The sequence below is a fragment of the Chitinophaga polysaccharea genome, assembly GCF_902150045.1.
GTDB lineage: Bacteria > Bacteroidota > Bacteroidia > Chitinophagales > Chitinophagaceae > Chitinophaga > Chitinophaga polysaccharea_A.
In genome coordinates this window covers 605,646-629,812 of record NZ_CABFVU010000003.1, presented here as the reverse complement: position 1 = coordinate 629,812, position 24,167 = coordinate 605,646, and the positions used below count along the sequence as shown (strand labels likewise).

Below are 24,167 nucleotides of genomic sequence, written 5' to 3'. Positions count from 1 at the left end.
TCAAATTAGAAAAAATCTGTATTATCTTTAGGGATCAGTTTTCAACCAAAAAACAAATTATTGAGGGAAGAAGCCAATATACAGCTGCTGGTGGAAAGGGTAGCATCGCTGGGAGATGAACAGGCTTATAAAGCGCTGTTCCGGATATTTTACAAGCCATTAAGCCAGTTTGCCTTTTCCATCGTAAAATCCTGGGAATCCGCCGAAGAAATCGCCTCGGATGTATTCCTGAATGTATGGAAGCAGCGGGAACGACTGCTCCAGGTTGAAAATCTTCGCGTGTATCTTTATGTATCCACCAAAAATATTGCCCTCAATTACCTGAATAAGGCTGCCCGCACCCAGCATTTCAGTCTTGATGAAGTAGCGGTAGACATCAGTGTCAGCAATGCCACACCGGAACAGATCTTCATTTCCGGCGAAATGGTAAAAAGAATAGAAGCAGCCGTAAATACACTCCCCCCCAAAAGGAAAATGATCTTTAAGCTTATCCGGGAAGATGGCCTTAAATATAAAGAAGTTGCCCAGATCCTCGACATTTCCGTGAATACCATTGATGTACATATGGCCCAGGCCCTCAAAAAGATCAGTGAAGTGATCAACCTCTCTTTTATCAAAACAAAATAATTTAAATTTTTTTTCAGGCAGAGTAGTAGATTTTCAAAAATTGCTTGTCCTTCTGTATAATCATGCTTTTGTATCATACACATGGAACAGGAAAGAATATGGCTTTTGATGGGAAGAAAGGTATCGGGCGAAGCCACGATGGAGGAGTTGCGTGAACTGGAAGCATCATTGCAGAAAGATCCGGACCTGAGATATAAATTATCCGTATTAAGCAACTGGCCTCAGCCGGCTGCCGGTACAGAGTGGGAAACCAAAACGGAACAGGCCCTGGAAAAACACCTGGCCCGGATGGAGGAAGAGTTCCCACAGGAAGAATTACCCGTTAAAACCAGGAGGAACTTCCGTAAATGGGTGGCCATTCTTTCTATACTGGTAGTGATACTCGGAAGCTATTGCATCTATCTCTTATCAGACAAATACCCGCAAAAGGCCGGTAAAGTAGCAATGGCGGCTATTTATACCCGCGATGGCTCCCGTACAAGGGTGCAACTGCCCGATGGAACAGAAGTATGGCTTAATGGTGGCAGCCGTTTAACCTATGATCCTGATATGAACAACCAGGACAGCCGGGAAGTTACCCTGGAAGGGGAAGCCTTTTTTGACGTAGCAAAGAATGCAGCCAAACCCTTTTCCATTCGTACCTCCAGGATGGGCATCAAAGTACTGGGTACCTCTTTTAATGTAAAAGCATATACAGGAGATCATACCACAGAAGCTACGCTGATCACCGGCGCTGTGGAAGTAACACTTAACGATGGCGTGGAAAGGAATGTGAAACTGGCGCCCAATCAAAAGATCATTTTACAGCACGGACCAAGCAACAAACAAACCCAACCCAACCTGGTAGCAGGCTACAGGGTAGAAAATATCCGTAATAACACGCAGGACAGCATGGTAGCGGAAACTGCCTGGCACGACAACTACCTCGTGTTCGATAACGACAACTTCGAAGATATTGCGCTGAAAATGGAACGTTGGTATGGTATCAGGATCCATCTCAACGGTAACAAATTAAAAACATACCATTTCACCGCCACTTTTAAAAATGAATCGTTTTCAGAAGTACTGGAAGCGCTGAAGGTTACAACATCATTTCATTGCAGGATAGTAAGCAATGAAGTATTCATCACTCAGTAAAAGGGGAACGTTAAAAGAAAATCGATACCTCTCAGATAAAAAAAGGGCAAATGCTGCAAACATTTACCCCTTTTGTTGAGATCAAACGGCAGCTAGCTTCACTTGGCAATGTAGTACTGTCGTAGTTTTATGACCTTTTACAACCATAAATGTATGGAAAAAAATCCTACATTATGAATCCTTTTGCGTATAAAAACATAGGGAAAAGTTGTACTGATAATGAAACTGGTGTCCTTTATTATTCTTATTACCTGTTTGCAAATAACAGGAAATGTCTTCGGTCAGCAGGACCGGCGCATTTCCCTCAAAGCAGATTCAGTGCCGCTGACACGGCTCCTGAAGATGATCGAAAAGAAAAGCGGCTACCGTTTCGTATACCGCAACGATCTGATTCCGGCAGGCAAAAAAGTGTCACTGAATGAAAACAATGCTTTGACAGAAGATATTTTAAAAAAGATATTGAAGGATACTGGTCTTACTTTCAAACAGCTTTCCGCCACATTGGTGGCTATAGCGCCGGAAGACAAAGAGATCAGGAATATCAGTATCAGTGGAACGGTAACCGATGTTTTCGGACATCCTTTACCAGGTGTGAGTTTACGTATTGCAGGTCTTAATAAGGGTACTACTACAGATGAGAATGGTGAATTCCTCATGGAGGCGCCTTCTTCAGCAACGTTGATCTGTTCTTTCATTGGTTATGAAGAGCAGCGGGTGACAGTAAACAACTCATCCCACCTCAACATTACGCTGAAAGACGATTCCAAAGGATTGAACGAAGTGGTGGTAGTGGCTTATGGCGTGCAAACAAAAAGTTCTTTGACAGGTTCAGCTACTATGGTAAATGCTTCATTATATGATAAAGCACCCCGTAGCAGCTTCCAGGAAAGCTTACAAGGCAATGTAGCCGGCTTACAATCTACCAATGGTTCCGGTCAGCCCGGTTCCATACCCAGTATTCATATACGCGGCATAGGATCTATTACTGCAGGCAGCTCTCCGCTATACGTGGTAGACGGCACACCGGTGGTAACAGACAACCTTACAGATTATAATGTGAATTCCCTGGCAGGGATCAACAGCGCAGATATCGCGTCGATCTCTATTTTAAAAGATGCAGCTTCTGCGTCCATCTATGGCTCCCGCGCTGCCAACGGCGTGATACTCATCACCACCAAACCCGGCAGCCAGGGCAGAACAAAGATCAGCGCAACAGTGCAAAGAGGCAGCAACCAGCTCACCATCCCGCAGGCAAACTATCCGCTCAATACCAGCGAGATGATGGAACTGCTCCGCGAAGGATGGGCGCATAAAGCAGATGGCACAGGCGAAGCCGGTTTTCAACGGGAGCTCCGCGCACGTGGCGTAGACACTACCGTGAACACCAACTGGATCGATGTGCTCACCCGCCATGGGAGCTATACACAAGCCAATCTATCTGCCGCAGGCGGAAATAATAAAACAAAATTTTATGTTTCCGGCGGCTTATACGATTCCAAATCAGCCCTGAGAGGAGTGGACTACAAGCGTATGACAGGCAAGCTCAATCTGAGCAACCAGGCCACCAGCCGCCTGTCGTTTGATGTAAACCTGTCCTTCTCTTATCAGCGTGCAAACGCAGTAGGGGATGTAGGCTTAATGGCCAACCCGGTACGCTCACTCGTACGCCTGCAGCCCTGGTTGAAAATTTACAACCCGGACGGCAGCTACGACTTCAGTTACAACAACACCTTCAACCCGGTGGCCGTACTGAATGGCGATACCCGCACCGGCACCATTTACGGACTGCTGGGCGGCGCCGGCGCCAAATACGCCTTCACTGATTTTCTTTCGTTTGAAACAAAGATCAGTCTCGACCTGAACTATGCCCGGAGCAACTCTTTTTTTGCACCGGGATTCGGGGATGGAAGAAATACCAATGGCTGGGTATCGGTCAGCAACAGCCTGTGGAATAACTGGGTATCTACCAATATCCTGCGGTTCAACAGGCGATGGGGCTACCACGGGATCAATACGTTTGTAGGATATGAAGCGCAGAAAACCACCAACAGCGGCAACTCTTCAGCAGCGTCAAACCTGCTGCCCGACCTGCAACTGCTGGCGGACGCCTCCAAACCGGAAAGCGTATCCTCTGTATCCAGCGCCAATTCACTTACAGGATTGTTCCTGAACAATAGCTACGACTACAAGCAGAAATACTACCTCACCGCCTCTATCAGAAGGGATGCCTCTTCCAGATTTGGCCGGAAAAAAAGAAGTGCTGCATTCTGGTCCATAGGAACAGCGTGGAATATTTACCGCGAACCATTCCTCCAGGATGTAAATGTCATCAACGAATTAAAGATAAGAGCGAGCTACGGCAGCAACGGAAACCAGGCTATTGATAATTATGCTTCATTGTCGCTTTATAGCCCGGCAAATGATTATGATGGGAAACCGGGGTATGTGCTTACGCAATACCCCAATCCTTTCCTCACATGGGAACAGAACAGGCCACTCAATATAGGACTGGATTTCGCGGTGCTCAGAAACCGCTTGTCAGGTACCATTGAATATTATAACAGAACCACTTCAAGGTTACTGCTGAATGTACCGGTATCTTCTACAAATGGTATTACAACTGTTTTTAGAAATAACGGGGAGATGAAAAACCGCGGCTGGGAAATATCCCTTTCCTCCCGCAATATCATCGCAAAAAATGAAAATGAATTCTCATGGCGTACAGATGCCAACATCTCTACGCTGAATAATAGGATCACAAGACTGGATAACCCGATCACCAGTCCTCCTTATAAACGGGAACCAGGCACAGATTTCTACCAGTTCTTCCTCGTTGGATTTGCAGGCGCAGATCCCCAAACCGGTGAAGCACTGTGGTATAAGGATGCTTCTAAAACCGCTACTACCAAATCATACGGCGAAGCGCAACGTTTTAATCAGGGAAGCGCACTGCCTAAATTTTATGGCGGCATTACCAACTACTTCAGCTATAAAGGATTTGATCTGAGCTTTCAGTTCTTCTGTAACTGGGGAAATAAAGTATACGACAACTGGGGAACATTCACCGAATCAGATGGCAGCGGCGGATTCGGGGGCGCAGCAAAAATGTCGCGCCTCATTTATGAAAAACGCTGGCAGCATCCGGGAGATATTACCAATGTGCCTAAAGTGGTTTTCGGCGGTACACAATCGGGTTTGAGCAACCAGAGCTCCTCCAGGTTCCTGTACGATGGCAGTTTTATCCGCCTGCGCGACGTGCTGCTGGCTTATAACCTGCAGCAAAGCTGGTTAAAGAAAGCCAATATCAGCGAAGTAAAAGTATATGTGCGCGGCAATAATTTATGGACGTACGTAAAAGATAAATATCTCACCATGGACCCGGAAGTACCGGTAACAGGTGATTACGATCAGCGTCCCCCGGTTTTTAAAACATTCCTGGTAGGATTGGATGTAAATTTTTAAGGTATTCATGCAAAAGAAATATACATACGGGATACTTGTTTTACTGGCTGGCTTCTTCAGCGCCTGCAGCAAGGATTTCCTTGATCAGCGCCCGGATCAGTCAACAGAAACAGGCCGCGCCATTACAGACCTGCCCGGGTTGAGGGCGGCTATCAACGGCGTGTATTCCCTGATGCAGGATGAAAATTATTATGGACGTACCATGCCGCTGTTGCCGGATCTGCGGTCCGACAATGGTTTTATCAGCATCATCAACAGCAACCGGTACCGCAACCAGGACCAGTATATAGTAACGGCCAACGATCAGTATACCACCGATTCATGGAACCAGTTATACGCGGTAGTGGCCAATGCCAATATGGTGATCATGAAAGGGCCAAAGATTTCGCTGCTGCCATCATCGGCCGACAGTACAGAGGCTAAACAGATAGTGGCGGAAGCATACGCATTACGCGCACTGGTGTTCTTTGATATTGCACGCATGTTTGCGCAACCATATAACTATACGCCCGGCGCTACGCATATGGGTATTCCCATTGTAACGGTTACGAATGTAGATTCGGTGCAGTCGCCCTCCCGCAGCAGTATGAAAGATACTTATGCGCAGATTATCAGCGACCTCACAGCTGCTATCTCCGGGTTTGAAGGAAGTAAAAGCACAGAATTCTCTTCCGGGCGGATCAATATCTATTCTGCTAAAGCATTGTTGTCCAGGATCCTCTTATATAAAGAAGACTGGCAGGGAGCAGCCAGGTATGCCGGCGATGTGATACAATCCGGCAAATACGCACTGCTGCCCAATGAAAAACTGGTGAGCGATTTTAAGATCACCAATAACAATGAAACTGTTTTTGAGATCATCAATACAGCGGTAGATAACCGCAATACGGATGGCTTAAGTTATATGTTCAGCCAGGACGGATATGGCGATGTATTGGCCACCAATAACATTTACAATATCTACCAGGCTACAGATGTAAGAAGGAATTTTCTGCAGAAGGGAAAACGATCCGGTAACGGCGGCGAAGATCCGGCTAACATCATCACGAAATACAAAGATGTAAACACGTTTACAGAAAGTATCAAAGTGATGCGGCTGGCTGAATTATATCTCATTCATGCAGAAGCAGCAACACACCTTGGAAGCACCGCGGAAGCACAGGCTGACCTGGAAATGGTAACACAACGCGCCGATCATAATGCCCCGCCGGTAACGGCTACAGGACCGGCACTCCTGGATGCGATCCTGCTGGAACGTAGAAAGGAACTGGCTTTTGAAGGGCATCGGCTGTTTGATTTAAACAGAACAAAACGCTCATTCACCAAATTCCTGGCGAGCGACAAAACGATACAGGTATCGTGGCCAAGTACGAAAGTTATTTTGCCCATACCACAAAGAGAACTGGATGCTAACCCCAATATACGCAACCAGCAGAACGAAGGTTACAATTAAATCTAAACCGCCTTTGTTAATAATTGGTTTTTGCTAAGAGATGGCTGGTTGGATTTTTGCTTATGAAGAAATAAAGTCCCGGTGGTTCTTCACCGGGGCTTTTTTTATGTAAACACGACAATTATTCCGACTTCAAACTCTTCACTGGATTGGCCAACGCCGCTTTCACCGATTGGAAACTAATGGTAAAAAAAGTGAGCAGGATCACCACAACACCTGCAATTAAAAATATGCCTGCATCGAAATGGATACTATAGGCAAAGCCTTTCAGCCATTGCGCAGTAGCCCACCAGGCCACCGGGAAAGCAATAAGCATAGCAATCAACACCAGCCGCAGGAAATCCTTCGACAGCATCATCACAATGGTACTGACCGTAGCGCCCAGCACTTTCCTGATACCGATCTCTTTGTTTCTCCGCTGCGCGGTAAAGGCTGCCAAACCAAATAATCCAAGGCAGGAGATGAGGACAGCCAGGCCGGCGAAGTACCTCGACAACTGCGATATCTGGCTTTCTGCTTTGTATAAAGTCTGGTATCTTTCATCCAGGAACTGATAGTCGAAGGAGACCAATACAGCCACAATCAATATAATAGAAAGGGAGAACTGGAACACCACCAATCCCTTTCGTACAAATAACTCGCCCGCAGATCCCCTGATCTTTCCTTTCAATACAGTTACAGGTTTAAAGCCTGACAAGTGAAATGCAGGATAACTGCCGGCTATCAGGCCGGTGAACAGTGTGATGCCAAGCGTGGTCATTATCATCGACACATCGGGATGGAACAATGTAAGTTGTTTGCCTGTAATGCTGTTGAATACAGGGAGGAACAGTATTGCCATTAAAACCGCCAGCAGCAGGGAAGTGAAAGCCATTACCATGGATTCGCCGAGGTATTGCAGGATCAATGCACCACGGCCGGCGCCCATCGCTTTTTTGATGCCTACTTCCTTCGCCCTTCCGGATGCTTTCGCGGTAGAGAGGTTCATAAAATTAATGCAGGCAATTACCAGGATGAAAATAGCAACGAGAGAAAACAGGCGTACATAATCTATTCTGCCACCTACCTGTATACCGTTTTCATAACGACCATACAGGTAATTTTCTGAATACCGCTGGATGAAGGGCGTGCGGTAAGTGATCTCATTATTGGTTTTAAGTTTAATGTAGCCGGCAATTTTTGCATTGAATTTTTCGATGTTGGTGCCGGGCTTTAAAATAAGAAAGGTATTAAAAGCAGTATTTCCCCATTCATCGGCATTGCGTTTCACCATTTCAAGCGAGCGTACAGGCAACATAAAATCGAACTGTTCAGATGACTGTGGCCCGGGTGATTTAAATACACCGGAAACAACAAATTGTTCTTCATGCTGGAAGTCGACTATTTTACCAATCACATTTTCAGAGGAGCCAAACAGGTTCTTTGCCAGCACATCAGACAACACAACAGAGGCAGGGTCTTTCAGCACCTGGTCTGCATTTCCGGTGATCAGCTCATAAGAGAACATCTTAAAGAAATCCTTATCGGCATATTTCCCATTGGTCCTTATATTCTTTTCATTTTTTACAGATATTATTCCTTCAAGGACCGGGCTTACATAGGCTGCATATTCCACTTCCGGCATATCCTTTACCAGTGCTCCGGCCATAGGTACCGGAGATGATTTTGCTGTCCAGATGCCGCTTGCCTGCACCCTGTTTTCCAGCACCTGGAAAAGCGTGGCGTCGTTCTTATGGAATTTGTCGATGTGCAGCTCATCTTGTACCCAGATATAGATCATAAGCGCGCAGGCAAGCCCGGTAGACAACCCAATTAAATTAAGAAATGCAAAGCGGCGATCCTTAATGAGATTACGCCAGGCAAGCTTAAAGTAGTTTTTCAGCATAGTGAAAATTATGTTGTCGTTTGTCTCCAAAGGCGATGCCATTGCCCGGAGCTTCTATAAATCAAATTAATGAATATTTGTAATATATTTAAATTGTCCGGTTTTGATACAAATGGTGTTCATATATGCAACCTGGTGTACGCTCATCATATTTATCTTTCCTGCCACCAATTAATTATTACTTTTGGCAATCCGTAAATTCACGAATCATCAAATGTTTATAAGACGATCTACCGCACTGGTTATAATTTTACTGGCAGTATTGGGTTTACCCGCATTGGCACAACCATCACCCGTATGGAATGCTGCCGATATAAAACTGCAACTGAAGAAGCTGGATACGCTTGGAAGTGTATTATACATTGCCGCCCATCCTGATGATGAAAACACCCGTTTGCTGGGCTACCTGGCAAAGGAAAAGCTGTATCGTACGGGCTACCTGTCGCTCACCCGCGGTGATGGTGGGCAAAACCTGGTAGGGAATGAACAGTCGGAGTTACTGGGACTGATCCGTACACAGGAGCTCCTGGCTGCACGCCGTATTGATGGGGCAGAACAATTTTTTACCCATGCCCAGGATTTCGGGTTCTCTAAAAACCCGCAGGAAACATTTACCATCTGGAACAGGGAGCAGATCCTGGGAGATGTAGTATATATGATCCGTAAATTCCAGCCTGATGTGATCATCTGCCGTTTCCCGGCAGACAGCCGCGCAGGCCACGGCCATCACACCGCATCGGCCATGCTGGCGGAAGAAGCATACAGCGCAGCCGCTGATCCCAAACGTTTCCCTGAGCAGTTGAAACTGGTAAAACCCTGGCAGGCAAAACGGATCCTCTGGAATACCTTCAGCTTCGGCAATATAAATACCACTTCAGACGACCAGTTTAAAATAGATGTAGGCGCCTTTAACCCCCTGCTTGGAAAAGGCTTCGGGGAGATAGCCGCTGAAAGCCGCTCCCAGCATAAAAGCCAGGGATTTGGCGTAGCCTCTTCCCGTGGCAGCTCCCAGGAATACTTTCTAACCATCAAAGGCAATACGCCTAAAAAGAGTTTACTGGATGATATAAATACCAGCTGGACAAGAGTTCCCGGCGGCGGTAAAATAGGCGCCCTGGTAGATGCAGCGCTGGCTGCATATGATATGGAGAACCCGGCCGCCTCTGTACCGGCCCTGCTGGAAATACGCAGCGCCATCCAGGCTTTGCCCGACGGCTACTGGCGCAACCTCAAGCTGAAAGAAACAGAACAACTGATTTACGCCTGCGCCGGCCTGTGGGCAGAAGCCTACAGCACATCGCCCACTGTAGTACCCGGCACCAGTATGGAAGCCACGGTGCAACTGATCAACAGGGGCCCGGTAAAAATTACGCTCGATAAAATAGAATTACCAGGCAATACCAATATAGGAGAACAGCAACCACTGGCCTTCAATAAATTCACCAGCATATCCCAAACACTGCAGGTACCGGCCAACACACCGGAATCGCAACCCTACTGGCTGGCAGAGCCTCACCCGGTAGGCACTTACATCATCAATGATCCGCTGCTGGTGGGCAACCCGGAAAATATCCCTGCACTGCAGGCACAGATCCATCTTACCATCGGTGGCCAGCCCTTTACTATTGCACGCCCGCTGCAGTATAAATATACCGACCCTGTTAAGGGAGAGCTGTACCAGCCACTGGTAATAGCTCCGCCGGTAGTGGCAGACCTCAGCAACCAGGTATATATTTTTACAGATGCCAAAGCACAGTCCGTACCGGTGAAGCTCAGGGCAATGGCCGACAATATACAGGGAACCGTGCGGCTGCAATTACCCGCCGGCTTCAGCGATGGCAACAGCCAGCCGTTCAGCCTGAAACAAAAAGGAGATGAAACAGAGCTGCGCTTTGATATCAAACCGGTAAAAGGCGTGGCAGAAAACCATGCAGATACATTTACCGTGGTAATGAGCTGTAACGGTAAGGAATACACGCAAAGCCTGCAACAGATCCGCTATGATCATATCCCGCTGATCACGCTGTTCCCGCCGGCACAGGCAAGGCTGGTGTCCGTGAACCTGAAACATAACGGCAACCGGCTAGGTTATATTCCCGGGGCAGGCGATATGGTGGCCGCATCGCTGCGCCAGGTAGGATATGATGTAACAGAACTGGGAGAGAAGGAGATCATGAGCGGCAACCTGCAACAATACGATGCTATTATCACCGGGGTGCGGGCCTATAACGTAAACGCACGTATGAAATACTGGCAGCCCAAACTGATGGAATATGTGAACAACGGCGGGAAGCTGGTGATCCAGTATAATGTGAATGGCCCCCTGGTAACAACAGACCTGGGACCTTATCCGTTCAGTTTGTCGCGCGACAGGGTAACGGATGAAAATGCGCCGGTTACTTTCAATGATCCGAAAGACCCGCTGCTGCATTATCCCAACGAAATTACCGCAGCGGATTTTAACGGCTGGGTGCAGGAACGCGGGCTGTATTACACGGCTAATGCAGACAAGGCCTATAACAAGCCTTTCAGCATGAACGACAAAGGCGAATCGCCACTCAGCGGATCCACACTGGTGGCTCATTATGGCAAAGGATGCTATGTATACACCGGCTTGTCCTTTTTCAGGCAACTGCCTGCCGGTGTGCCCGGAGCATACCGTTTATTTGTAAACCTGATTTCTGTAAAATAGTGGCTGTAAGATAATGAGTAAGAAACATCAAGAAAATCGTCCCAGGCTGAAGATCGCTGCCGGCTTGTGTATTGCCCTCGGCCTGCTGATCGGGTTTACGATCAAGCGCGTGCAGGTGGGATTGATCATTGGTATTGCATTGGGACTGCTGACAAGTAGTATGTGGACTAAAAGCAATTCAAACGATTAGATTATGGCAGATAACCTGCGGGAAGAAAAACCACCGTTGTTTCCATCGTGGGGATGGTGGTATGCATTGGTAATAGCCTGGCTGCTGTTGCTGATCATACTCTTCTACTCATTCACCAAAACATTTTCATGAGTCCTTTAGATTGGATGGTACTCATTGGTACCCTCACTGTAATCATATGCTATGGCGTCTGGAAAAGCCGTGGCCAGCGAAACATGGAAAGCTATTTCCTGGATAACCAGTCTATGCCCTGGTATATCATCCTGCTGTCTATCATTGGTACCCAGGCAAGCGCTGTTACCTTTATCTCTGCGCCGGGCCAGGCCTATACAGACGGGATGCGCTTTGTGCAATACTACTTCGGTTTACCCCTGGCTATGGTAGTGCTTTGTATCACGTTTGTTCCCATCTTCCATAAACTGAAAGTATATACGGCCTACGAATTCCTGGAGCAGCGCTTCGATCTGAAAACACGTACCCTCGCGTCATCACTGTTCCTGATACAAAGGGGTTTATCTACCGGTATCAGTATCTGTGCGCCTTCTATCATATTATCTTCCTTACTTGGCTGGAATCTGTACTGGACAAACATGATCATGGGCGGCCTGCTGATCATTTATACAGTAGCCGGTGGTACCCGCGCGGTGGCCTATACGCAAACATTTCAGCTTACCATTATTTTCGGAGGCATGTTCCTGGCCGGATGGATGGTGGTACACCTGTTGCCCGCGGATATTGGTCTGAAACAGGCTTTGCAGGTATCCGGTAAGATGGACAAGCTGAACGTGATTGTTACGAAATTCGACTGGAAAGATAAATACAATATATGGAGCGGCGTGATAGGCGGCTTCTTCCTCGCACTATCATACTTTGGTACCGACCAGTCGCAGGTAGGCCGTTACCTTACCGCCAAATCAGTGAAAGAAAGCCGTATGGGCCTGCTGATGAACGGCCTTGTAAAAGTGCCCATGCAATTCCTGATCATGCTGATAGGCGCGCTGGTATTTGTATTTTACCTGTATTTCCGTGCACCTATTTTCTTTAATGAAGCGCAACTGGCAAGGATCCATAAAACAGAACAGGGACCGGCGTTACAGAAACTGGAAGACCGGTACAATGAACTGGGCGCCCGGAAACAGCAGCAGGTAAAGGACCTGGCGGCTGCGTTGGAAACAGATAACAGCGCCAGCATTGCTGTTGCAAAAAAAGCGTTGCAACAAACGGATGATCAGTCGCAGGAGGTGAGAACAGCCGCATTGTCGCTCATCAAAGATGCCGACCCGACTGCCGACACCAACGATACCAATTATATATTTCTTCATTTCGTGGTGAACAGTTTACCCAAAGGACTGGTAGGGTTGCTGATAGCAATCATCTTCCTGGCAGCCTGGGGCAGTATTGCTGCCGCATTGAATTCACTGGCGTCTACTACCGTGATTGATGTATACAGGCGGTTGTATAATGCGCATGCGTCGGAAGAGCATTACCTGAAGATATCAAAACTATGGACCCTGATCTGGGGTGTGTTCTGTATTGTGGTGGCGCAGTTTGCCGGTAGCCTTGGCAGCTTGATAGAAGTGGTGAATGTGCTGGGCTCCTGGTTTTACGGGGTAATACTCGGTATTTTCATGGTCGCTTTTTACCTGAAGCGGGTAGGGGGCGCTGCTACTTTCTGGGCGGCCATTATCGCGGAAATAGTGGTGCTGGTGGTTTACTGGACCGGGACGGTATCTTTCCTCTGGCTCAACGCCATTGGCTGTCTGCTGGTGATATTGCTCGGTTGGATCTTCCAGTATTTTGTGAATACGCGGAGGTTGTCTGACTCAGGATTAGGATGATTATGATGATTTCGCTGATTTTTATTTTTTGAATTTTTGTAATTATTATAATTAAGGGAGATGAGAGCAGATACACCTGTCTCATCTCCCTTAATATTTCCAAAAAATAAAATCAGCGAAATCATCATAATCATCCTAATCCTGAGTCAGACAAAATTCGCTTACTTCAACGTAGCCAGCAACTTCTTGTTTAAAGTTACGTAGTCATCGTTTTTAGCCGTAGTAGCCAGTTCTATGGATTTCTGGGCTGCTTCCTTAGCTACTTTCACATTTTTGGCTTTCGCGTTAATGCGGGCTTTCTGGTACCAAACCCAGAAGGCATCGGGGCTTTGTGTAGCGGCTTCATTGATCCACTCTACGGCTTTGTTGATGTCTTTACCGCTTTCGTAGTAGTATACAGCGGCCTGGAAGTAAGGTTTCTTTTCGGCATTCTGCATAGCATCGTTGATCTGGGCAGTGATTTTATCGTCGATGTCTGCTTTGATCACTACCGGTACTTTGGTTTTATCCCAGCCAAGGGTCAGTACTACGGAGTTGGAGCGTACATTTTCAAATCCGATGGTAAAGCTTTCCTGGCTGAAAGGAGTGGCTACCGGTTTTACGGTTACACGGGCAATATCGTTTTCCTGTTTGTACGCAGCAGGGCTGGTTACGTCCAGGCTGCTGGTAAGGATAACGGTCCATGATTGTGCGCCGGGAATAGATAGTAAACCATATTTACCAGCTTTCACAGGTACGCCGCCAAAATTTACATCGTCGCCGAATGTAATAGTGGTAGCGCTGTTGGCTCCGGTTCTCCAAACTTTACCATAGGGAACCAGGTCGCCCATGATAACGCGGCCGTTTTTCAGCGGACGGGAGTAGCTCAGCTCAATATTGGATAAAGCGAAGTCCTGTTTAATGGTTTGCGTAGGACTTGGCGCAGGCATTTTGATGCCCTGGGCCAGTGTAGTGCCGGCATACAGCAGCAGCATAGCGCCCGCTGTGGCGGCAAAGGTTCTGATAGTATTCATATTTGGTGGGTATTTAAATCTATTCTATTAATCCGTTGCGGAATGCGTACAGTACCAGGCCGACGCTGTTTTTAACGTTGATTTTTTCCAGTAGTTTCTGGCGGATCCCCTCTACTGTGCGGGGGCTCAGGAAAATCTGCTCGGAAATCTCCTGAGTGGTAAGTTCATTACAGATCAGCTTCAGTACTTCCAGCTCCCGGTCATTGAGCTGGATCTCATTTTTTAATGTCGGTTTAAATTGTTGTTTGTTTTTGTGCAATACTTTTTTGAGCAGTGCCAGGTTTACGTTTTCATTAAAGTAAAATCCTTTTTCAAAAGTAGTACAGATGGCTTCATAGATCTCTTCCGGTTCCGCGTTTTTTAATAAATAGGCATTGGCCCCGTTTTCCACCAGGTGTACAATGAAGTTATCGTCTTCATACATGGTGAGTATAATAATCTTTACATCGGGATATTTTTCCTTTACCTTGACAGTAGCTTCAATGCCATCCATGTTTGGCATTTTCAGATCCATCAGGATCACATCCGGTTGATGTGTTTCCATGTTCTGTAGCAGATGCAGCCCGTCATCGGCTTCAAAAACGAAGCGGATATTTTCGTAAGGAATCAGTGTGTTTATGACTCCACTGCGGAAGATCTTGTGATCATCTGCAATGGCCACTTTTATGTGTGCCATAGGTGGACAGTTAGAAGATTTGCTATTATTTTATTCAGAATAAATTACTATAAGTCATGTCGTTACAAGCGGGTTCAACATAACCGGATGGCAATTTAGTAATAAAACAACATAAGTATCAACTATTCTGTGCTGGTGACTGATAATTCTCTACACTTATCGTTGCAATGGTACCTTGCGGTGTTCCGGGAGTGAAGTTAATATTTCCACCGATAATATTGAGGCGGCTTTCAATATTTTTAAGTCCGAGGCTCCCGGTTTTAGTGCGGGAGGCGGCCAGTGTATTGAGTAGGGCGCCGTTCCCGTTATCTTCCACGGTAACCGTAAGCAGGGAAGGGGTGGTTTGATAAGTGATCAGTACATCGGTAGCCTGTGCATGTTTCAGGATATTATTGATCAGCTCCTGTACCACGCGGTATACGTTCAGTGCTTTTTCCCGGTCTACCGTTTGGCCGTTGCCTGCGGTTTTGAAAGCTATTTTTACCTGTTTGTTTTTATTCATCAGGTTGCAGAAGGAATCCAGGGCATGCGCCAGGCCCAGGTTTTCCAGCGCCTGGGGATGCAGGCTCTGGGAGATGAACCGCAGTTGCTGGATAATGGTATCCGTGAAATCTTTTGTTTCGCGGAGCCGTTCCGTTTCGCCGTTGCCGGTTTTCAGCAGGGGTTGAAGGCCGCCCAGGTTTAGTTTCAGTACCGACAGCTGGGCGCCTACCTCATCGTGGAGGTCTTCCGCGATACGTTTGCGTTCCTGTTCCTGGCCCTGTAGTACTGCGATGAGGCGTTCCCGCTGGAGCTGGAGGTCTTTGTCGCGTATGGCAAGTTTATGTTGGATAACCATTTTTTGTTGGAGCATTACCAGCAATATCACGATGACTCCCAGCATTAACATTACTGTAGTACCAATTACAATAACATCAATAATTCGCATGTTTTAGTTTTTTGATCTTAGAGAAGCCAATATAAAGAAGAATCATCGATATCATTCCAACAATATAATTGATACTCAATATTGCCACGGTCATTCCCAACCTGGCTACCCCTGTAGTGAAGAGCGTTTGCAGGTGATTATAGCTGATACAGAATAAAAATTCTGTACAGGCAAAAATGAAAACACCCGAATTATACCAGAATATCGGCAGGGAATCTATGTAGATCGATTTTTCTATAAGAGTCCTGTCTTTCAGCAGCTGTAAGAAAAGGTAAAGGCCGTAGGAGAACACCACGAGCTGCTTAACGCCGGATGAGATGGAGTTAAAGGCGCGTACTCCCTCTATAAAGAACAAATCAAATATAAATATAGCCAGTATCAGGAAAGGCATATACTTTATAATAGCTTTCATCGTAGGGTTATGTATACTCCGGTAGTAAAATATAGAGAGTGTTACAAACTGGATGAAATGCATAAGACTGAAAAACCACATGTTATTCCCTATATGTCTCTCTACAAGAACAGAGCCTCCTGCAAAAACGATACAGCTGAGAATATAAAAAAACATGCACCGGGAAGAGAAGTCCAGGGATTTATAGTTTAAAAGGAAGGGGATCAAGACCAGCGCTTCAATCCCCATCATGCTATAAAAAATGCTGAAAAATAAAGTTACATTCACGAGATGGCATTGTTGATGATAGTAGTTATCATTTATCCTTTCCCTCCTGGCTTTGAGCAATATTCAGGGCAGGGTAATCCTGAGTCAAGGATTTTTGCCATACCGCCTTTGGCTAGAACACCTCCCGGCGCCGCCGCAGTTGTCTCAGAAGGAAGTATATCATTGCCCTCTTCATCTACTGCTACCAGGATCATTTTTTTCTCTTTTATACCATCCCCATCGGTATCTACCTTTATACCATAATAAATTCTCAAAGCGGTGGTACCGGGTTGGTCCAGCAACTCGATGATCTTGTCTTTACCAAAACACATCGCCTTAACATGGGTGCCAAAAGACTTCTGGTTGACATGATCGTCATCATGATTTTTTGTAAGCGTTATCATTTCTTCCAGGGAAATAAACTCGCCTGTATCGGCAGGAATCGGCCTTTTAGGAAAATCATTCATAGTGGGTAAGTTTTAGTTTGTGGTAAAATTATCACAAATAATGGCATATACAATCCGGCTGCAGACCTACCTGGTTAAGGGCAACTGCGTTTTTACGCAGGTGTAACTGAATCCACCATTGGGTTTGAGCAGTTTTACACCCGCATGGAAAGCGCCCGGATTCCGTATCCCCCACAGGAAAATGCGTATTTATACGCATGGCTGTTTGGCCAGCCAGGAGAGGGGACAAAAAGCGAAAACCGTACTTCCCTTTCTCATTATACGTAATTATACGCAAGGTCTTTTTTCAGTTGTTAAACGCTTGACTGCTCCTTTAAAGTTCTTAATCTTTGTATTGTCAACCGGCTTAAATCTATTGTCCACAAAAAAGTTAATAGTAATTGGCCTTTCTACCATGTTTGTTTTTTTAGGTTAGTGATATGCAGAATCAATTCATCAGGTGATGCTCGTTAACCCCTTTTTTTTTCTTTAAAAAAAATAAAATTATGAGTTACCTATTAATCGGAAACATCTCTGCACTTATTTGCCAGGATTGCGTGGAGCCCCTGGTAAATGCACGTATCCGGGTGTATCTGCCTGCTGTGTCTGCAGCATCAGAACAGCCCATTGGAATTTTTAACGACATGAAACCGCTGTCTGCCCGCGAAGTGCTGATGAAAGCCGACCGGTTACTGGCAGAAGCCACCCTTGATGATAAAGGCAATTTCAGTCTCCGCTGGAAGGAAGTACACCTGTTCACCGAAGCGCTGGAACTGGACCTGTGCCTGGATGAGTTACCGGGAAAGAACGGCACGCGGCAATCACGCAACTTTCACCTGAGCAAACTGGTGCTGCACTGGAAGCGCAACGCCGACGGCTACGTGGGCGCCTATGCCTATGTGATCCCTGCTGTTACCTGGCATAATATATATGCCAATGCCGGCGCCTGGGTAATTACCGGTGTAGTGAAGCCTCATTTTGCAGCCTCTGGGCAACCGCACCTGAAAGTGGAAGCCTACAATGCAGTTACAGGTCAGCTGATAGGGCAGGCGCATACCAATGAGGCGGGGCGTTATACCCTGCACTTTTCCAGGCAGCACCTCAGCAATGGCGTGATGCAGTCGCTCATCCCCGGCCGCAGAGCCACCGGCCCGGATGTGTACTTCAAAATTTACAGGAATAATGAATTGCTGTGGGCGGAAGATGAAAGCATGGCCCGGCTGCCCGGCCGACAGGACCTGCGCCCATGCAGCAATGTAAATATAATTTACCGGTCATCGCGGGTGAAACGTGCTTCTGAGCAACTTGGCAGCTGGCTCGCCGATGTGATCACCCTCACCGGTCAGAAGAGAAAGAAGAGTGATAAATACCGCTTGCTAACCCATAGCTTATTGTAAAAGGATTGTTTGTATGTCCCTCCTTATCATGGCAAAACTACCAATTGTTTGTGACCTTCTAACAGCAGATGAGCAGCTACCTTTCCCCGGGTAGCTGTTCTCATTTACAGGTATCAGAACCTCGGATGAAAACGCAGCAGGGTATCCCTCAGGTATTCCCGGTCAAGGTGGGTATAGATCTCCGTAGTGGTAATACTTTCATGTCCCAGCATTTCCTGTACGGCCCGCAGGTCGGCGCCGCCCTCTACCAGGTGAGTTGCAAAAGAGTGCCGGAAGGTATGCGGCGATACGTTTTTCTGAATACCCGCTTTTTGGGCCAGCTCTTTTATCACGAGGAAGATCATTACCCGGCTCAGTGCACCACCGCGACGGTTAAGGAACAGGGTGTCTTCCTGACCGTATTTAACGGGTAACATTGTCCTGACATTTCTCCGGTAAATATCTATCTGCCGCATGGCATCTTTACCGATGGGTACCATTCTTTCTTTATTGCCTTTCCCGATCACCCTGATAAATCCCACATCCATATGCAGCTGGGTGATCTGGAGGTTAATGACCTCACTTACGCGAAGCCCGCAGCTATACATGGTTTCCAGGATGGCTTTATTGCGGTGGCCTTCTGCAGTATCCAGCGGTATTTGCGCAATGATCTTTTCGATTTCTTCAAAGGAGAGCACGTCCGGCAGCTTCCGGAGAATTTTAGGGGCTTCCAGCAGTTGGGTGGGATCTTCCTGGGCCATGTCTTCCAGCAGGAGGAACCTGTAAAATGCCTTCAGCCCGGAAATGGTCCTGGCTTGTGAACTGGCGGTCATACCCAGTTGGGCAACCCATTGTACACAACCCTGGAGGTCTTCAAAAGTTACGTCCTGCGGGCGCAGTTTTTCTTTTCCGTGGGCCTGGAGGTATTGCTCCAGTTTTTCAACATCTCTTATATATGCTTCCACGGAGTGGTCAGACATTGATCGCTCTAATCTTAAATATCCTTTAAACAGTTTCCGGAATGATTCCCACATATGCAGGCAAGTTAAATGCTTTTTGGAAAACTACGGTAACGGCTATTCGTAAAAATAAGGGGAAAAGGGTAAAATAATACCAGGGAAAGCGGGTGTTTTTACTACAAAAAAGGGAAAGTAGTTTTATTTAAAGTAAACTATTCTATGAAATAGTATAAATTATTGATAGTGAATTATTTAAGACATATAAATATTAGCCGGTTTCAAGGGTGTAAACCGGGGTTTTTGCCTCCTTTTTTGCTATCATATTCTTATTGAAGATCATATGATTACGCCTTTTTGGCAGTTTTATTATCATATCTAAAGTACCACTTCTTACAAAACCACATAAGTATATGTAAATGAAATAATTAATCAACAAAATAAATAACTGGCCCACAAAAAAGGCCGGCTTTTGAGAAGCCAGCCTTTTTGCAATGATGTAAGTGATTCAGTACTAGAATTTCTCCAGACCGCTGAAGAAGAAGTTACCTTCAATCACAGCGTTTTCATCAGAGTCGGAGCCATGTACCGCGTTGCGGCCGATAGACTCTGCGTATTTTTTACGGATGGTACCTTCTTCTGCGTTGGCGGGATTGGTAGCACCGATCAGTTTGCGAAAATCTTCTACGGCATTGTCTTTCTCCAGGATAGCCGCTACGATATGGCCGCTGCTCATGAATTCTACCAGTTCACCGTAAAAAGGTCTTTCCGCATGTACCGCATAAAACTCACCTGCTTTAGCAGTAGATAACTGCGTCATTTTCATGGCCACGATGCGGAAACCTGCAGCGTTGATCATGTTTAAAATGCCGCCAATGTGCCCGTTTGCTACTGCATCAGGCTTGATCATAGTAAATGTTCTGTTGCTCATATAATGTTTAATTCCGAATTACAGATTAGGCCGCAAAAGTAATTACATTTTCTTTAGTGGTAAAAAATTTTGAAATTCTGCCCCAAATAAAGATCTTCGCACTTCGTTTTCTGTTTCAACCACTTGTTGTGATTGGAAATCAACTCTTAACATTACAGTTTTTTAATGAAGCCGATCGAGGAAATTAAACCTTTGCTGGAGAGCCCTAAGAAAGTGGTGATAACAATGCACCAGAAGCCAGACGCGGATGCCATGGGTTCTTCCTTAGCAATGTATCATTATTTAATACAGAAAGGGCATCAGGTAACTGTAATCTCACCCACCAATTTTCCGGATTTCCTGAAATGGATGCCAGGCGCCAATGATGTGATCGATTACGAATCGTCTATAGACCGGGCCACCCAGGCGCTGGAAGGTATTGATCTCCTGTTTTGCCTGGACTTCAACGCCCTCTACCGCACCAAAAACCTGGCGCCACACCTGGAAAAACTGGATTGCACCAAAATTCTGATAGATCACCATCTGGAGCCACAGCCCAGCTTTGACTACGGCGTGAGTGATACCAAAGCCAGCTCCACCGCCCAATTAGTTTATGAAACTATATATAAATTGGGAGATGAGCAGTATATTAACCTCGAAATTGCCGAATGCATTTATGCCGGTACTGTAACAGATACAGGTTCTTTCCGCTTTGCATCCACTTCTGCTGCCGTACACCGTATGGTGGCCGACCTGATGGAAAGAGGACTGAAACATGAGGTGATCCACCAGGCGATCTATGATAACTTCCTGGAAAACCGCCTGCGCTTCCTCGGACATAGTCTGCTGAACCGCATGGAAGTATTCTATGAATATAATACTGCTATGCTGGCCATTCCATATTCCGATCTGAAACGGTTCGATCTCCAGACGGGGGATACCGAAGGGCTCGTGAATTTCCTGTTGTCTATCCAGGGGATCAAAATGGCTGCGCTGATCATCGACCGCAATTCGGAAGTGAAACTGTCGTTCCGCTCCAAAGGCAATTTCGACGTAAATACCTTTGCCCGCAAATATTTTGACGGGGGAGGGCATTTCAACGCTTCCGGAGGCCGCAGCACAGATTCACTGGAAAAAACGGTAGACCGTTTTGTGAAAGCCGTGGAAGAGAACGAAGACCTGTTACAATAACTTTAATTAAAGTATTTCAACCTACTAATACAATCAAATGAAAAAAAACAATCAGTTTTTAGTTGCAACTGCAGCTTTTGGCTTTCTTTTAGCCAGTTGCGGTACAGGTGTTAAAAAAACACCGGGCGGTATTGAGTATATCGTTCACAAATCCGGCAGCGGAGCACAACTGAAATTAGGCGATACTGCCCTGGTGAATGTTACCCAGCATATCAATGACTCCCTGCTGGGTGATTCCCGGAAAATGGTAGGCGCTGCGATCCCGGTGCTGGTGGCCAAACCACAGAGCAAATACGATCTGATGGAAGGTATTGCCCTCCTGCATGAAGGCGATAGCGCTACCTTTATTATTCCATGGGATTCATTACCAGCCCAGGAACGTCCTCCGTTTGGTAAAGCAGGTGATAAACTGAAGATCACTTTTGCAGTGGAAAACAAATACTCTGCTGCTGCCCAGAAAGAAAAAGACGAAAAAGTAATTAAAGAATACCTGGATAAAAACAAGATCAACGCCACTAAGAACGCTGAAGGCGTTTATGTAGCAGTTACCCAGGAAGGTACCGGCAGTACCCCTAACGCGGGCGATACCGTGTATGTTCACTACACAGGTAAGCTCACTACCGGTAAAGTATTTGATTCCAGCCAGGATTCAACTATGCGCCCAGGTATGCCTTTAGAGCCAATCAAATTCCCTATCGGCCGCGGTTTCGTGATCAAGGGCTGGGACGCTGGTTTGAGTGGCCTGAAAAAAGGTTCCAAAGCTACCCTGGTAATTCCTTCTGTACTGGCTTATGGCTTACAGGGAAGTCCCCCGGTAATCCCCGGCAACTCCGTACTGGTATTTAACGTAGAGTTGGTAGATATCAAAGCTGGCGCTCCGGCTCCGGCTGCTGCTGCACCCACTCCAGGTAAATAATTATTATCGCATAAAGAGAAAGCCCCCTGTCGCTTGACAGGGGGCTTTCTCTTTATAATTCAATACCATTATCAGGAGTATCCATCTATCAGCACCTCGTATAACTTCACCTTCAGGTCTTCCAGCGACACATCCTGGGTAAGCACTCCATCAATCGCATAAGACACAGATCCTCTTTCCTCGGAAACAATGATCGCCATATTATCGCTGTGCTCCGTAATCCCTACCGCCGACCGGTGCCGTAACCCTATACGGGTGGGCAGGTTAGGATTTTCAGATACCGGGAGGATCACTTTAGCCGCCAGGATCTTGTTTCCAACAATGATCAGCGCACCATCATGCAGGGGACTGTGCTTCTCAAAAATACTTTCTATCAGCTTCGCGCTTACGTTCCCGTCGATAGGAATACTGGACGCAGAATCGAATTTCAAACGGTAGGTGGTAGCTATTACAATCAGGGCTCCGGTAAATGTGCTCTGCATCCGGCTTACTGCCACTATCAGTTCGTTGATAATATTTTCTTCTTCCTTATAACTTTTAAACTTATCAGGAAGAAACAGTTTTGTTAGAAAACTGTCCTTACTCAATGGTGTTTTCTTACCCAGCACCAGCAGGAACTTCCTGATCTCCGGCTGGAAAATAATGATGATGGCAATGATACCAACATTAATAAAGTTTTGCAGGATATTGGTGAGGATAGGCATCTTCAGCGCCCTTACCAGGAAATAAGCGGCATATACCATCAACAGGCCTACGAAAATATTAAAAGCAAGACTTCCCTTTAATAAACGGTATAACTGAATGATCAGAAAAACAACAATCAACAGGTCCAGAAGATCCAGCCATCGAAACTCAACTCCATAAAATTGTATTACTTCCTTCATAGTTGTAAAATTGCAAGATTAAATTAGCCATTCATTTTCTTCATGATCCTTACCGCTTCCACAGCGGCTTTTACATCGTGTACCCTTAATATATGCGTACCCTGTTGCAGGGCAATGGTATTTAAAACAGTAGTGCCGTTCAACGCTTCGGCCGGGGTAATGTTCAGCAGTTTATAGATCATCGATTTACGGGAAATGCCAGTCAGCACCGGTACCCCAAGTACATCGTAAAACAGGCGCAGGTTCTTCAACAGGGTATAGTTATGGTCAATCGTTTTTCCAAAGCCAAATCCCGGGTCAGCAATAAAATCTTTGATGCCGGCAGCGCGACAGGCGGCCAGTTTCTGTACCAGGTAATCAAGCACTTCGGCCACCACGTCTTCATACTGCGGGTTTTGTTGCATTGTGGCTGGTTTACCCTGCATGTGCATTGCAATATAAGGCACCTGCAGTTTACCAACAACCGGGATCATATCTGCATCCATATCTCCCGCGCTTACATCATTGATAATAGCTGCGCCTGCATGTACTGCTTTCTCTGCTACTGCAGCATACCAGGTGTCTACAGAAATAATAGCAGTGGGATATTTGTTCAGGATGGCATGAATAGCAGGGATCAGCCGGTGGATCTCTTCTTCCGGTCCCACCATTTCAGCACCGGGACGGGTGCTCTGTGCGCCCAGGTCCAATATGGCGGCGCCTTCCGCCAGGTGCTGCGCCGCTTTTTCCATCACCAGGTGCAGCTCATGCATGCGGTTACCTTCATAAAAAGAATCAGTGGTCACATTTATAATACCCATTACGGCAGGTGTGGCGAGAGACAATAACTGCCCTCTGCAGTTTATTACAGGTGAAGATGTTGTTGCCGGGACATGGTATGGTTTCATTTAAATGCGTTAAGAGTTAGTATGCAGGCGCCTGGCCCCTGA

The 24,167-nt window shown here is 46.4% G+C and carries 21 protein-coding genes; 11 read left to right on the top strand and 10 right to left on the bottom strand.

What is annotated here, in order from left to right; translation table 11 throughout:
• Window positions 1-60: 60 nt before the first annotated feature.
• The 4 genes from FN124_RS22900 (at window position 61) to FN124_RS22885 (ending at window position 6,679) form a co-directional block, all read left to right on the top strand.
• Window positions 61-627, top strand: a complete 567-nt coding sequence (locus FN124_RS22900) for an RNA polymerase sigma factor (protein ID WP_260607564.1) — start codon at window positions 61-63, stop codon at window positions 625-627.
• 108 nt (window positions 628-735) lie between these two features.
• Window positions 736-1,764, top strand: coding sequence for a FecR family protein (locus tag FN124_RS22895; protein ID WP_185937329.1), 1,029 nt, complete (start codon window positions 736-738; stop codon window positions 1,762-1,764).
• A 219-nt stretch (window positions 1,765-1,983) separates the two neighbouring features.
• Window positions 1,984-5,226 carry a SusC/RagA family TonB-linked outer membrane protein gene (locus FN124_RS22890; protein ID WP_142687102.1) on the top strand — a complete coding sequence of 1,081 codons (3,243 nt, stop codon included), beginning with the start codon at window positions 1,984-1,986 and terminating at the stop codon, window positions 5,224-5,226.
• A gap of 7 nt (window positions 5,227-5,233) precedes the next feature.
• Window positions 5,234-6,679 carry a RagB/SusD family nutrient uptake outer membrane protein gene (locus FN124_RS22885; protein WP_142687101.1) on the top strand — a complete coding sequence of 482 codons (1,446 nt, stop codon included), beginning with the start codon at window positions 5,234-5,236 and terminating at the stop codon, window positions 6,677-6,679.
• Between the two features lie 121 nt (window positions 6,680-6,800).
• Here the strand turns inward: FN124_RS22885 and FN124_RS22880 are convergent, their stop codons facing one another.
• Window positions 6,801-8,564 (bottom strand): ABC transporter permease, encoded by a 1,764-nt coding sequence (locus FN124_RS22880; protein WP_142687100.1) that lies wholly within the window; start codon window positions 8,562-8,564, stop codon window positions 6,801-6,803.
• 214 nt (window positions 8,565-8,778) lie between these two features.
• Here FN124_RS22880 and FN124_RS22875 point away from each other — a divergent pair, with 214 nt between their 5' ends.
• From FN124_RS22875 to FN124_RS22870, 4 genes are read left to right on the top strand one after another with little or no spacing between them, the layout of a single operon-like run.
• A complete protein-coding gene (locus tag FN124_RS22875) occupies window positions 8,779-11,256 on the top strand; it encodes a PIG-L family deacetylase (protein WP_142687099.1) in 2,478 nt (825 codons plus the stop codon).
• A gap of 13 nt (window positions 11,257-11,269) precedes the next feature.
• On the top strand, window positions 11,270-11,446 hold the full coding sequence (locus tag FN124_RS30970) for a hypothetical protein (RefSeq protein WP_185937328.1): 177 nt from the start codon (window positions 11,270-11,272) through the stop codon (window positions 11,444-11,446).
• Between the two features lie 3 nt (window positions 11,447-11,449).
• Window positions 11,450-11,578, top strand: coding sequence for a hypothetical protein (locus FN124_RS31525; RefSeq protein WP_260607563.1), 129 nt, complete (start codon window positions 11,450-11,452; stop codon window positions 11,576-11,578).
• Window positions 11,575-13,284 carry a sodium:solute symporter family protein gene (locus FN124_RS22870; protein ID WP_142687098.1) on the top strand — a complete coding sequence of 570 codons (1,710 nt, stop codon included), beginning with the start codon at window positions 11,575-11,577 and terminating at the stop codon, window positions 13,282-13,284. Before FN124_RS31525 ends, FN124_RS22870 begins: the two co-directional genes overlap by 4 nt.
• 161 nt (window positions 13,285-13,445) lie before the next feature.
• Here FN124_RS22870 and FN124_RS22865 read toward each other — a convergent pair whose 3' ends face one another.
• From FN124_RS22865 to FN124_RS22845, 5 genes are all read right to left on the bottom strand, one after another.
• Window positions 13,446-14,297 (bottom strand): DUF2911 domain-containing protein, encoded by an 852-nt coding sequence (locus FN124_RS22865; protein WP_142687097.1) that lies wholly within the window; start codon window positions 14,295-14,297, stop codon window positions 13,446-13,448.
• Between the two features lie 19 nt (window positions 14,298-14,316).
• Window positions 14,317-14,973, bottom strand: a complete 657-nt coding sequence (locus FN124_RS22860; protein WP_142687096.1) for a response regulator transcription factor — start codon at window positions 14,971-14,973, stop codon at window positions 14,317-14,319.
• Window positions 14,974-15,091: 118 nt separating this feature from the next.
• Entirely contained in the window at window positions 15,092-15,901 is an 810-nt protein-coding gene (locus FN124_RS22855) for a sensor histidine kinase (protein WP_142687095.1), read from the bottom strand.
• Window positions 15,888-16,313 carry a hypothetical protein gene (locus FN124_RS22850; protein ID WP_142687094.1) on the bottom strand — a complete coding sequence of 142 codons (426 nt, stop codon included), beginning with the start codon at window positions 16,311-16,313 and terminating at the stop codon, window positions 15,888-15,890. The genes FN124_RS22855 and FN124_RS22850 overlap by 14 nt, the downstream gene beginning before the upstream one ends.
• A 299-nt stretch (window positions 16,314-16,612) precedes the next feature.
• Window positions 16,613-17,026: a hypothetical protein gene (locus FN124_RS22845; protein WP_142687093.1), complete on the bottom strand. Its 414-nt coding sequence runs from the start codon at window positions 17,024-17,026 to the stop codon at window positions 16,613-16,615.
• Window positions 17,027-17,511: 485 nt separating this feature from the next.
• Here FN124_RS22845 and FN124_RS22840 point away from each other — a divergent pair, with 485 nt between their 5' ends.
• The gene (locus FN124_RS22840; protein ID WP_142687092.1) at window positions 17,512-18,402 is read left to right on the top strand and encodes a hypothetical protein; all 891 of its coding nucleotides are present in this window, start codon (window positions 17,512-17,514) and stop codon (window positions 18,400-18,402) included.
• A 113-nt stretch (window positions 18,403-18,515) separates the two neighbouring features.
• Here the strand turns inward: FN124_RS22840 and xerD are convergent, their stop codons facing one another.
• Together xerD and FN124_RS22830 are read right to left on the bottom strand one after the other, a co-directional pair.
• Window positions 18,516-19,415, bottom strand: coding sequence for a site-specific tyrosine recombinase XerD (gene xerD / locus FN124_RS22835; protein WP_142687091.1), 900 nt, complete (start codon window positions 19,413-19,415; stop codon window positions 18,516-18,518).
• A 436-nt stretch (window positions 19,416-19,851) separates the two neighbouring features.
• Window positions 19,852-20,268 carry a nucleoside-diphosphate kinase gene (locus FN124_RS22830; RefSeq protein WP_142687090.1) on the bottom strand — a complete coding sequence of 139 codons (417 nt, stop codon included), beginning with the start codon at window positions 20,266-20,268 and terminating at the stop codon, window positions 19,852-19,854.
• Window positions 20,269-20,433: 165 nt separating this feature from the next.
• On the opposite strand from FN124_RS22830, the gene FN124_RS22825 reads away from it, so the two are divergent.
• Together FN124_RS22825 and FN124_RS22820 are read left to right on the top strand one after the other, a co-directional pair.
• A complete protein-coding gene (locus FN124_RS22825; RefSeq protein ID WP_142687089.1) occupies window positions 20,434-21,438 on the top strand; it encodes a DHH family phosphoesterase in 1,005 nt (334 codons plus the stop codon).
• Between the two features lie 37 nt (window positions 21,439-21,475).
• Window positions 21,476-22,354 (top strand): FKBP-type peptidyl-prolyl cis-trans isomerase, encoded by an 879-nt coding sequence (locus FN124_RS22820; protein WP_142687088.1) that lies wholly within the window; start codon window positions 21,476-21,478, stop codon window positions 22,352-22,354.
• A gap of 71 nt (window positions 22,355-22,425) precedes the next feature.
• Here the strand turns inward: FN124_RS22820 and FN124_RS22815 are convergent, their stop codons facing one another.
• Together FN124_RS22815 and folP are read right to left on the bottom strand one after the other, a co-directional pair.
• Window positions 22,426-23,238, bottom strand: coding sequence for a diadenylate cyclase (locus tag FN124_RS22815; protein ID WP_142687087.1), 813 nt, complete (start codon window positions 23,236-23,238; stop codon window positions 22,426-22,428).
• A gap of 23 nt (window positions 23,239-23,261) precedes the next feature.
• Entirely contained in the window at window positions 23,262-24,125 is an 864-nt protein-coding gene (folP, locus tag FN124_RS22810; protein ID WP_142687086.1) for a dihydropteroate synthase, read from the bottom strand.
• Window positions 24,126-24,167: the final 42 nt, after the last annotated feature.

Bases quoted from the DNA above. Each gene is read 5' to 3' on its own strand.
- FN124_RS22895 (WP_185937329.1), top strand. From the start codon at position 736: ATGGGAAGAAAGGTATCGGGCGAAGCCACGATGGAGGAGTTGCGTGAA.
- FN124_RS22890 (WP_142687102.1), top strand. From the start codon at position 1,984: ATGAAACTGGTGTCCTTTATTATTCTTATTACCTGTTTGCAAATAACA.
- FN124_RS22885 (WP_142687101.1), top strand. From the start codon at position 5,234: ATGCAAAAGAAATATACATACGGGATACTTGTTTTACTGGCTGGCTTC.
- FN124_RS22880 (WP_142687100.1), bottom strand. From the start codon at position 8,564: ATGCTGAAAAACTACTTTAAGCTTGCCTGGCGTAATCTCATTAAGGAT.
- FN124_RS22875 (WP_142687099.1), top strand. From the start codon at position 8,779: ATGTTTATAAGACGATCTACCGCACTGGTTATAATTTTACTGGCAGTA.
- FN124_RS30970 (WP_185937328.1), top strand. From the start codon at position 11,270: ATGAGTAAGAAACATCAAGAAAATCGTCCCAGGCTGAAGATCGCTGCC.
- FN124_RS31525 (WP_260607563.1), top strand. From the start codon at position 11,450: ATGGCAGATAACCTGCGGGAAGAAAAACCACCGTTGTTTCCATCGTGG.
- FN124_RS22870 (WP_142687098.1), top strand. From the start codon at position 11,575: ATGAGTCCTTTAGATTGGATGGTACTCATTGGTACCCTCACTGTAATC.
- FN124_RS22865 (WP_142687097.1), bottom strand. From the start codon at position 14,297: ATGAATACTATCAGAACCTTTGCCGCCACAGCGGGCGCTATGCTGCTG.
- FN124_RS22860 (WP_142687096.1), bottom strand. From the start codon at position 14,973: ATGGCACACATAAAAGTGGCCATTGCAGATGATCACAAGATCTTCCGC.
- FN124_RS22855 (WP_142687095.1), bottom strand. From the start codon at position 15,901: ATGCGAATTATTGATGTTATTGTAATTGGTACTACAGTAATGTTAATG.
- FN124_RS22850 (WP_142687094.1), bottom strand. From the start codon at position 16,313: ATGAAAGCTATTATAAAGTATATGCCTTTCCTGATACTGGCTATATTT.
- FN124_RS22845 (WP_142687093.1), bottom strand. From the start codon at position 17,026: ATGAATGATTTTCCTAAAAGGCCGATTCCTGCCGATACAGGCGAGTTT.
- FN124_RS22840 (WP_142687092.1), top strand. From the start codon at position 17,512: ATGAGTTACCTATTAATCGGAAACATCTCTGCACTTATTTGCCAGGAT.
- xerD (WP_142687091.1), bottom strand. From the start codon at position 19,415: ATGTGGGAATCATTCCGGAAACTGTTTAAAGGATATTTAAGATTAGAG.
- FN124_RS22830 (WP_142687090.1), bottom strand. From the start codon at position 20,268: ATGAGCAACAGAACATTTACTATGATCAAGCCTGATGCAGTAGCAAAC.
- FN124_RS22825 (WP_142687089.1), top strand. From the start codon at position 20,434: ATGAAGCCGATCGAGGAAATTAAACCTTTGCTGGAGAGCCCTAAGAAA.
- FN124_RS22820 (WP_142687088.1), top strand. From the start codon at position 21,476: ATGAAAAAAAACAATCAGTTTTTAGTTGCAACTGCAGCTTTTGGCTTT.
- FN124_RS22815 (WP_142687087.1), bottom strand. From the start codon at position 23,238: ATGAAGGAAGTAATACAATTTTATGGAGTTGAGTTTCGATGGCTGGAT.
- folP (WP_142687086.1), bottom strand. From the start codon at position 24,125: ATGAAACCATACCATGTCCCGGCAACAACATCTTCACCTGTAATAAAC.